At 56.9% G+C, this 8,233-nt stretch carries 7 protein-coding genes; 2 read left to right on the top strand and 5 right to left on the bottom strand.

Translation table 11 applies throughout. The features are described from left to right. Positions 1-344 precede the first annotated feature (344 nt). Positions 345-1,031: a DUF5710 domain-containing protein gene (locus ACESUZ_RS09720; RefSeq protein WP_195239533.1), complete on the top strand. Its 687-nt coding sequence runs from the start codon at positions 345-347 to the stop codon at positions 1,029-1,031. 444 nt (positions 1,032-1,475) lie between these two features. Here the strand turns inward: ACESUZ_RS09720 and ACESUZ_RS09715 are convergent, their stop codons facing one another. Continuing rightward, positions 1,476-2,558: an HNH endonuclease gene (locus tag ACESUZ_RS09715; RefSeq protein ID WP_373199839.1), complete on the bottom strand. Its 1,083-nt coding sequence runs from the start codon at positions 2,556-2,558 to the stop codon at positions 1,476-1,478. A 215-nt stretch (positions 2,559-2,773) separates the two neighbouring features. Here ACESUZ_RS09715 and ACESUZ_RS09710 point away from each other — a divergent pair, with 215 nt between their 5' ends. After that, positions 2,774-3,265, top strand: coding sequence for a hypothetical protein (locus tag ACESUZ_RS09710; RefSeq protein ID WP_195245854.1), 492 nt, complete (start codon positions 2,774-2,776; stop codon positions 3,263-3,265). A gap of 100 nt (positions 3,266-3,365) precedes the next feature. Here ACESUZ_RS09710 and ACESUZ_RS09705 read toward each other — a convergent pair whose 3' ends face one another. The 4 genes from ACESUZ_RS09705 to ACESUZ_RS09690 form a co-directional block, all read right to left on the bottom strand. Continuing rightward, positions 3,366-4,832, bottom strand: coding sequence for an ATP-binding protein (locus tag ACESUZ_RS09705; RefSeq protein ID WP_373199836.1), 1,467 nt, complete (start codon positions 4,830-4,832; stop codon positions 3,366-3,368). Positions 4,833-5,262: 430 nt separating this feature from the next. After that, the gene (locus tag ACESUZ_RS09700; protein WP_320676563.1) at positions 5,263-6,111 is read right to left on the bottom strand and encodes a PTS system mannose/fructose/sorbose family transporter subunit IID; all 849 of its coding nucleotides are present in this window, start codon (positions 6,109-6,111) and stop codon (positions 5,263-5,265) included. Then, positions 6,111-6,884: a PTS mannose/fructose/sorbose/N-acetylgalactosamine transporter subunit IIC gene (locus ACESUZ_RS09695; protein ID WP_373199834.1), complete on the bottom strand. Its 774-nt coding sequence runs from the start codon at positions 6,882-6,884 to the stop codon at positions 6,111-6,113. Before ACESUZ_RS09695 ends, ACESUZ_RS09700 begins: the two co-directional genes overlap by 1 nt. Before the next feature lie 81 nt (positions 6,885-6,965). Continuing rightward, entirely contained in the window at positions 6,966-8,000 is a 1,035-nt protein-coding gene (locus ACESUZ_RS09690) for an SIS domain-containing protein (RefSeq protein WP_022094037.1), read from the bottom strand. Positions 8,001-8,233 lie beyond the last annotated feature (233 nt).

The following is an 8,233-nucleotide window of genomic DNA, read 5'->3' as shown; positions in this document are numbered from 1 at the left end:
GCTTCCCTGACACGGAAGAGGTCAGAAGTTCAAATCTTCTAACGCCCACCAAATGTTCGCAGCTCAGAGGCTATGTCTCTGGGCTGTTTTGTTTTATGCCGCCAAATCCGCTGGCAGCTCCAACCGCCCAAACAACCACCCCGCCCATGCGCAAAACCGCGTCAGCGACCCAAGCGCCTATCCCGGCTGACCCCGCAGTCAATCAAAACCGCCCCAATAGCCACCGAGGCCGAGACCAACGCGTCTCGAACCCATCCGAGCCGCAACTTCTCGACAAAACGCCGCGATGTCTGCGCCCTGCGGTATCCTTGAGCCACTTGCACCTGCAGCACCAAGGAGCCGCCATGCGCACCGAGCTCGATGTCCCCTTTTCGCACAAAGAAGAAGCCAAGGCGCTGGGCGCCAAATGGGACCGGACCAAGAAGATCTGGTATGTACCCAGCGGCGTCAACCCCGAGCCCTTTGCCGAGTGGCTGCCCGGTGTTGACCGATCCGACCCCTCAGCGCCGTATATATATCTAGTACTGGGCAAGCGCGAGTGCTGGAAGTGTCACAAAGAGACCTCGGTCGCGGCCTTCGGCATTCCCTATCGAACCGATAACGACGAGAGCATCGCCATCGCGCACGCGCCCAACGAAGCCAGGTACATTGCCATCGACACGGCCAACGCCAACGCACTCGCCATCGTGCCCGCTCTTGGCTGCGTGCCGGGCGAGATCCGCGACTACCTTCATAAGCGCTGCGGCTACAAGCCCGTAGGCGCGCGAGCCTCCAAAGCCCCGTCGCTCGGCAACACGTGCACCAGTTGCGACGCGCTGCAAGGCAGCCGCTATCTGTTCGAGGAGCCCTCGTCCCCGTTTGCCCTCACTGCCATCAACAAGCTGCCGGCACTGGAGTTTATACGCGTCGAAGTTGCCGGCGTCTTTGGCGTCCCGGCCACGCGTACCGACTTTGACCAGGCGCTCTTTACCTGGGCACGCGACCATCACGCCGAGTTCCACAAGCAACTCGGTGAGGGGATTTATTTGTAGAGGCAAAAGACACTCACAGCCAACTCCTCCGCATCACCTATCCCTCGTCGCCGGCGTCGTACACGATATCGAGGCCACAAACAGGGCATTTCTCCGGATACACCGGCATATGAACGCCTGTCCGTTTTCTCACTTCGTCGCTGAGTCTGTCGCGCGCATCGATAAACCGAATGTCGAGACACGGTATTTGCGAGCCGCAGCAAGGGCAGGTGACGACAAACGACCCGCAATCAACCTCTACGCTCGGAAACATATTGTTGTCTATAAGGGCACACGGCAGTTTTCCGTACTTCCCCATCGCAATATCGCCTCGCCAGCTCATACACGCTCCCCTCTCGCTATACAAATCAGGAAGAGCATGCACCGGCGGGCGGGCGCGAGATTGCATCGCCACGCGATCCGATCAAACAACACGATCGTCAAAGAATGCCAAAGCCAAATACGCTAATACGGCAGAAGCCCCGCCTTTTCACGCTTCTTTTCCGAGCGATCGAACTCAATGCGATGGGCCTCAAGAAACACCGTATCGGGTCGCCACTGACGCTCATTCGGCTGCCTTAGCGTCGCACCCGCAAAGGAAGCGTAGTCGGTCTTATCCAGCAGGTACGATCCGCACAGCCGATATTCGCCGCAAACAGGCTCAAACGAAATCAGGTGAGCATCAAATAGGGAATGAAGATCGCGCCGAAGCAGAATACCGTTGCTGGCAACCTGCGATTTGGGTCCCGAGTAATTCTCGATATGTGCAGCCTCCAGAGCTTCGCTGACGCCGCAGTCCGACACCGCGCAACGGCCATCATAGGCGGCAACGAGCTGCTTGCGGAACCATTGCTGCCCCAATCGCTCGCGCCTTAACGCATAGCGGACCTTTTCGTCGTCGGTCACACCCTGTCCGGCAAACTCAATATCGACGGGTATGTGCTTCAGATAACTCATGTCGGGCGCAAAACGAGGGTCCGGTCCGCCTTTATGAACAGGACCGTGCAGAACAAACCATCCGTTTTCGGGCTCGAACCGCTCAACAAACGCAAGGCCGAGCACCTTATAGCCCACCTCGGTTGCAAATATGACTCCGACTGGGACGCCACATTCCATGCAGTTGAGCATTTTACGGTTGTAATTCTGGTCTCGAGAACCAACGGCGCCTGGCGCTTGGACCGAATACTTAATGACCCACGTACCGTCATCCAAATAGAGCGGAGGCACATCGGTGTAGAAGCTCTTTTTAGAGTTATGGACCGAAAGCGCAAAGATCTTATTGGGATCTTGCTTCACCCGATCCTGGCCCGGCCAGAAGATCCCTGAATCCCGCGCTACGGGAAAGAAGTCCGAGCCAATTCTCAAACGGTACTGATACTGAGGGCTATCTTCTTTGGTGTGGTGCGGAAGGCTGGTCCAAACGCCGCCGCGCTGTTCCTCACCCAGAAACCACTCCCATGCCTCAACGTATTCGGAAGGCACGAGACTGCAGGCGCGGTCATAGCTTGGTCCATCCATCAACGGAACAGCAAGGTCAATGTCGTTCATCGCCAGCACCTACAACCATACGAACGCGAGTCATGCCCCTCAATAATATGGCCGAGAGTCAATTATTACGAGATCTCATTCCGCGATCGGCACATCGTTGATGCTCTCGGTTTGCCGCTGGCGTGCTTGTACCCCGCTACCCCACTTCCCTGTATACTGATGTAGCACGTGTTTCATCCGGGCTTGTTGGGCCGGGTCGTTCATGGGAGGGTCTTATGGCTGCTTCGAATCCGCCTAAGGGGAGCGTTTCTTCTTCGTCCATCAAGCCGGTTACGCGCAAGGCCGTGCGTTGCCAGCGCGAGGTCGCTTGGCTTGTCACGCAGGCGGCGGGCAGGCTTGTGGCGACCACTCAGGACGTCAATGCGCCTACGCCGAGCTTTGTGTTAGCGGCGGCGCTGGATTTTGTGCGCCAATTGGAGCTTGCCGCGCAGGATGCCAACGGCCACCTCGACTACCAGAACGTTATGGCGCCCGACCTGCAAACGTTCTGTCACATGGCCAAGTTGCCTGCCGCGCCCAATGCGCTTTCGGACGCAGGCTACATGTTTACGCTCTCGGGCGCGGACCTTATCCGCGACATCTATGCATACTGCAGCGAGCTCGCCGAGCGCCACGTCTTTGACGCGGCAGAAGTCAAACCGGGAAATGTCATCAAGCTGGTTCTCAGGCTGTTCCTGATAGACGGGTTCGGGGCCATGCCGGCGTAAGCCGAGTCTTTAGCATCACCGTCGACTGGGCAACAACCGCTTTACCTTAATGGACGCCAATCGAGGGTCGATTATTGGGTCGCCTCGTCCACTAACGCATCTATCCCACGCGCTCCGACAGTCGATACTTGCGGTTGCGGCTCGTCGCCGACGCCGTAGGTTCAAGCTCGCCCTGTGCGATGAGCGCATTGACGCGTACCCTAACCTGGGAGACGGTGAGTCCCGTGCATTCTGCCAGCTCGCGCGTTCCCAACTCGTCATAGCGCTTGAGGGCCGCCATGATCAGGTCCCCGCCATGATCGACCTGCTCAACCTTTGAGCGATAGAGGACAACCTTAAACCGGTCAAAACCAGGGCAAAACAGAGGCTCCGACAAACCATGCGCGCGCATGGCGTCGAACATCATCGGGATGCCTGAGCCATTGCCCTCAGCCGGCGAACCTGCACCATCCGGCAGCGGAACAATCGACATCAGTTTCACAAGCGTCGCATTGCGACATCGGGAGCTGCCGTCAAACAGGTTCTCGCGAGTCTTTCCTCCGTATAGGCCGCCGGGGTTCGTCACTTCGATACGGTCATCAAAGACGTCAACAGCGATCGACTGCCCACAGAACCGATCTCCGTATTCTCGGTGGATTACGGCGTTGGCGATTGCCTCGCGCAGGACCTCCTCGGGAATCTCCAGCGAGTCGACACGCGAGACGCCTTGGATCATCGAGGTTCGCCGCAAATTCTTGGCGACTGCCGCGACGGCATCCGAGATCATTTCGCCCAACGTTCCCTCGCAGATTGTACGGTCCATGAACCTCAACGACCCCGCCGCGCCCTTCTGCGTTCCGGCATAGACCGCCACATCGATAAAGAGCTTAGGATAGAACTGCTGAGGATAGGCACCCGCAGCCAGGAGCCCGGCCTTAGTAACATTGCCCTGGGAGTCGAGGAAATTCAGGCGCTCCAGCTTCGTTTTCTTGTCCGGCGCGCCGCGCATTGCCCGGGGTGTCAGCGAGAAAGCACGCTCTATCGTGCGGTCGACCAGGGCCTCGTCAAGATCGCCTGCGACCGCACCGGGCACTGCATCGCGATCACTGGAGCTCGTCCGCTCATACGACGACAAGGACAGGACCTCGGTCGACGAAAGCGGAACATCTTTGTCATCGATGCGTTTGTAGCTGCCGCCTTGAGCGCCCCGCTCTATGACATAACAAGGCTTGCTCGACGGGTCGAGCTCCTCAATTGTGATGACCAGAACCACGGTGCCCTGGAGCTCCACGCGCTCAATGGTGTATTTGGGCGGATTGGCCAGTTTTCCGCGACCGCCGGCATCGCCCATGCCCGCTACGAATTGGTTGAGCACCTTCTCGGTCTCAAAGTTCTCAACCGGGACAAAGCCCGCGCGCTCGCTCACGCCGAGCACGATAATTCCGCCAGCGGTATTCGCGAATGCGCTAACCGTTTCCCATACGTCGCGGGAAAGCGTCGTGGCGCTCTCCTTGACCTCGACGTTAAGATCGTCCGAGCCCATGCGCTTTAAAGACTCGAGCAGACCGGTCAGCTCGTTTTCGTTCATCTGCATGTCCTTTCGCTCGGCCCGACGGAGAATGCCGCGAATAGATTTCCTTCGTCTCTCAGTTATCTCTCGTAATTATCTCTCATCTTACTCCTATCTCTCATATTAGAGATAAGTGAGAGATGAAAGATAAGATGTCTGCCATCTGTTTCATTTAAACATGTTTTTGCTGGTAGAACAATCATTATTGAGACAATACCATGATTGCTTGTCTCTTTGCTGATCAGTTATCTCTCATATTTATCTCTCGTCTTTCAGTTATCTCTCATATTAGTGACGAATGAGAGATGAGAGATACGTGGGTGATGAGCGAGCGTGAATTTTTGGACGGTCGGAAAATCCGTCAAACAAAAAACGGGGCCGGCCTTACGCCGAGCCCCGTTTTCAAACGGTCAGTTAGTTATCCAACGCGCGAGCATAGCGGTCAACATTACGCCGCTGCGAACACTCCCAAGCCCGTTCCGATGATGCAGATCGCGAAGATGCCAATAATAATCCAAATGGTCTTGACACCCTTTTTGTACAGGGCAACGCAAGCGAACGTTGCCAGCAAGGGCAGCAGACCGGGGAAGATTGAATCGAACAGATCCTGCAGGACAATCTCCGAACCACCCACGTCAAAGGTCAAAGCCGTGGACAGCGAGACCTGTGCCGCAATCATCGCGCCAATGACGGTCATTCCGAGAACGCCGGCAGCATGCGTCATGCGAGACATAAGGTTGTTCTCTTCGGACTGCTGCAGGAACTTGGTTCCCAGGTCGTAACCCAGATGGGCGGCGACGATACGCGTTGCAAAGTTAATCACGGAGTAGATGAGCGCGTACACGATGGGGCCGAGCGGGTTGCCCGTCGACGCGATGCCAATACCAATGCCGGCGGCGACCACGCGGAACGTACCCCAGTAGAACGAATCGCCGATGCCGGAAAGCGGTCCCATGAGGCCGACCTTCATGGCGTTAATCGAGGACGTGTCGAAGTTCTTATCGGCAGCCGCCTGCTCTTCCATCGAAACCGTTAGGCCGGCTACAAACGGAAGCACATGAGGCGTGATGTTAAAGAACTCGGTATGGCGATCAAGCGCCGCATAGTAATCGTCGTCGTTGGGATAGATCTTTCGCAGGGGCTTCTGAATGGTGTACATGAAGCCCATTGCCATCATCTTGTCGTACGACTGCGAGCACTGGCTCGTAAACTGGCGAAGGAACATGCTCCGATACATATCGGGGCTCATAATCGCGTCCTTCTTGGCCTCTTTGAGGTCGGTGTTCTGGGTAGCCATTAGAAGTCCTCCTCTTCATCTGCAGCAACCGTCTGCGGACCGGACGAGCCCTCGCGGAAGGCCAGGAGCAGTGCGACGCAAATGGCAGCTGCGGCGACGCCGATAACGTCCATCTTGAGGTAGATGACCATAATGAATCCCAGGAACAGCCAAGGAAGCAGCTTGTTGTCGCCCATGGTCCTAATAAGAAGAGCGAAGCCGATGCAGACCATGACGCCGGACGCAACGTTGAGGCCGTCCATCACAAACTGCGGAATAGCGTTAAGCGCATTGTTGATGAGGTCGGCACCAAAGAACAGCGAGCAAAACACCAGCAGTGCAGACGGAATGCCAATCGACAGCGGCACGATGGTCAGATGGTACAGATTCGCCTTGGCAAGATCACGATTTGCCAGAGCGGTCTCAATCTTCTTGCAGGCAAAGGCACCCGGAACGGCGTAGCAGAAGTTGCGCCACACCTGAAGGAAGACGGAGACGGGAAGGGCGAGTGCGACGGCAGTTGCCGTGCCCGTACCCGTAATGACGGCAAACGCGCAGCCAAGCACGCCGGAGGCATAGACCTCGGGAGGAACCGCCGCGCCGACCATGATGGCGCCCATGAACATGGACTCCAAAGCAGCGCCGACGATAACGCCCTGCTGGACATCGCCAAGGATCAAGCCAACGAACAGGCTCGTAAACAGCGGACGACCAAGCATCGTAATGCCAAATAATTGCTCGTCCATGGATGCAATAAATGCGACCAGTGCAACTAGAAGATACTGGACAACCATTTCGATCAACCCCAGAAACAGGTCTGCAGGCGAGGCATTCTGCGCAGCTCGCCTGCAGACAACCGCAGCAATTTGAGAGGATTAGTAGTTCATCTGGTGATAGTAACGACGCGTGGTGAGCGGGTGGTTACGGACGTGCTCGAGATGGCAGCTCAGACGCTCGGTGATGGTGTAGGTGACCATCGGGGAGACGATCTTGCGGAACTCGGGGTCGCTGAACGGCAGCTCGACCTCGGCGGTGTCGAACTTGTTCACGCGGACATGGACGCCCTTCTCGTCGGCGAGCATGTGGGTGAAGTTGTCCACGCGGTCCATGAGCTTACGGGTGTCGTCCTCGCCGTAGAGCATGATGAGGCTCGTGCCCTCCTCGCAGAGTTCGATGGTGCCGTGGAAGAACTCGGCGGCGTGGATAGACTTGGTCTTGATCCACTGCATCTCCTCGAGAATGCACATAGCGTAGTCGTAGGCCTCACCCCAGAGCATGCCGGAGCCAATCACCATGTGGTAATCGGTGTCCTTGAAGTCCTCGGCCATGGCGGCGCAGCGCTCGTCCTGAGCGTCCTTGGCCTTGATGAGGTACGGAGCGATGTTGCCGAACTCCTCCATGAAGGTGTCGTACTTGGGGAAGGCGCCGGCGTTCTTGAGGAAGCGGGCGACCAGCGTGATCTGGTAGGTGTAGATGGCCTCGCACAGAACGTCGTCCTCGGCGAAGCTGAAGAACTTGTAATCGGCGTACTCAGTGGCCGGGGTGTTGTCGTTGGAGACATACATCAGCGTGCGGGCACCCTGCTCCTGGCAGAACTTGGCGGCCTCGATGATCTCGGGGGTGGTGCCGGTACGGGTGGAGAAGACGCAGACCGAGTCCTTGTTGAAGGTCTTGGGCGGGCATGCGAGGAACTCAGCGGCAATCTCGCAGTGGACGTCGACGTCGGCCGTGGTGGTCTCGACCCAATACTTCATCGGGAGCGTGTGGGCCCAGGTGCCGCCGCAGCCGATGAAGAAGATGTTGGAATAACCCTGCTCGCAGACCTTGTCCACGGCAGCCTCAATCTGAGGACGGAGAGCGAGGGCATCGCTCACAACCTTCTCGTAACGAGGCTCATCGAAATTGAACATCCCTTACTCCTAACTCACTTGGATGAACCCTTCATTCATCCCATGACGTTATAATACTTTATATAACTAACTATGCAAGAACTATTTCAGATTTTTTTGATTTTTCTTTAATCAAAACCACCCCTAAAAGGGGTGGTTTGCTCTTAGGGTATAACGCTTGGATTTCCGGCACGCGTCTAAAGGCGCCGGCCCTCACGGGGTTCGGGCCGCACTGCAGATTGACCCGTGACGGG

The sequence above is a fragment of the Collinsella aerofaciens ATCC 25986 genome (genome assembly GCF_964239575.1).
GTDB lineage: Bacteria > Actinomycetota > Coriobacteriia > Coriobacteriales > Coriobacteriaceae > Collinsella > Collinsella aerofaciens_BQ.
The sequence above is the reverse complement of the archived record's forward strand: the minus strand, read 5'-3'. Positions and strand labels throughout refer to the sequence as shown.

Coding starts and splice junctions, on each gene's coding strand:
- ACESUZ_RS09715 (WP_373199839.1), bottom strand. CDS start 2,558: ATGAACGACATTGACCTTGCTGTTCCGTTGATGGATGGACCAAGCTAT.
- ACESUZ_RS09705 (WP_373199836.1), bottom strand. CDS start 4,832: ATGAACGAAAACGAGCTGACCGGTCTGCTCGAGTCTTTAAAGCGCATG.
- ACESUZ_RS09710 (WP_195245854.1), top strand. CDS start 2,774: ATGGCTGCTTCGAATCCGCCTAAGGGGAGCGTTTCTTCTTCGTCCATC.
- ACESUZ_RS09690 (WP_022094037.1), bottom strand. CDS start 8,000: ATGTTCAATTTCGATGAGCCTCGTTACGAGAAGGTTGTGAGCGATGCC.
- ACESUZ_RS09700 (WP_320676563.1), bottom strand. CDS start 6,111: ATGGCTACCCAGAACACCGACCTCAAAGAGGCCAAGAAGGACGCGATT.
- ACESUZ_RS09720 (WP_195239533.1), top strand. CDS start 345: ATGCGCACCGAGCTCGATGTCCCCTTTTCGCACAAAGAAGAAGCCAAG.
- ACESUZ_RS09695 (WP_373199834.1), bottom strand. CDS start 6,884: ATGGTTGTCCAGTATCTTCTAGTTGCACTGGTCGCATTTATTGCATCC.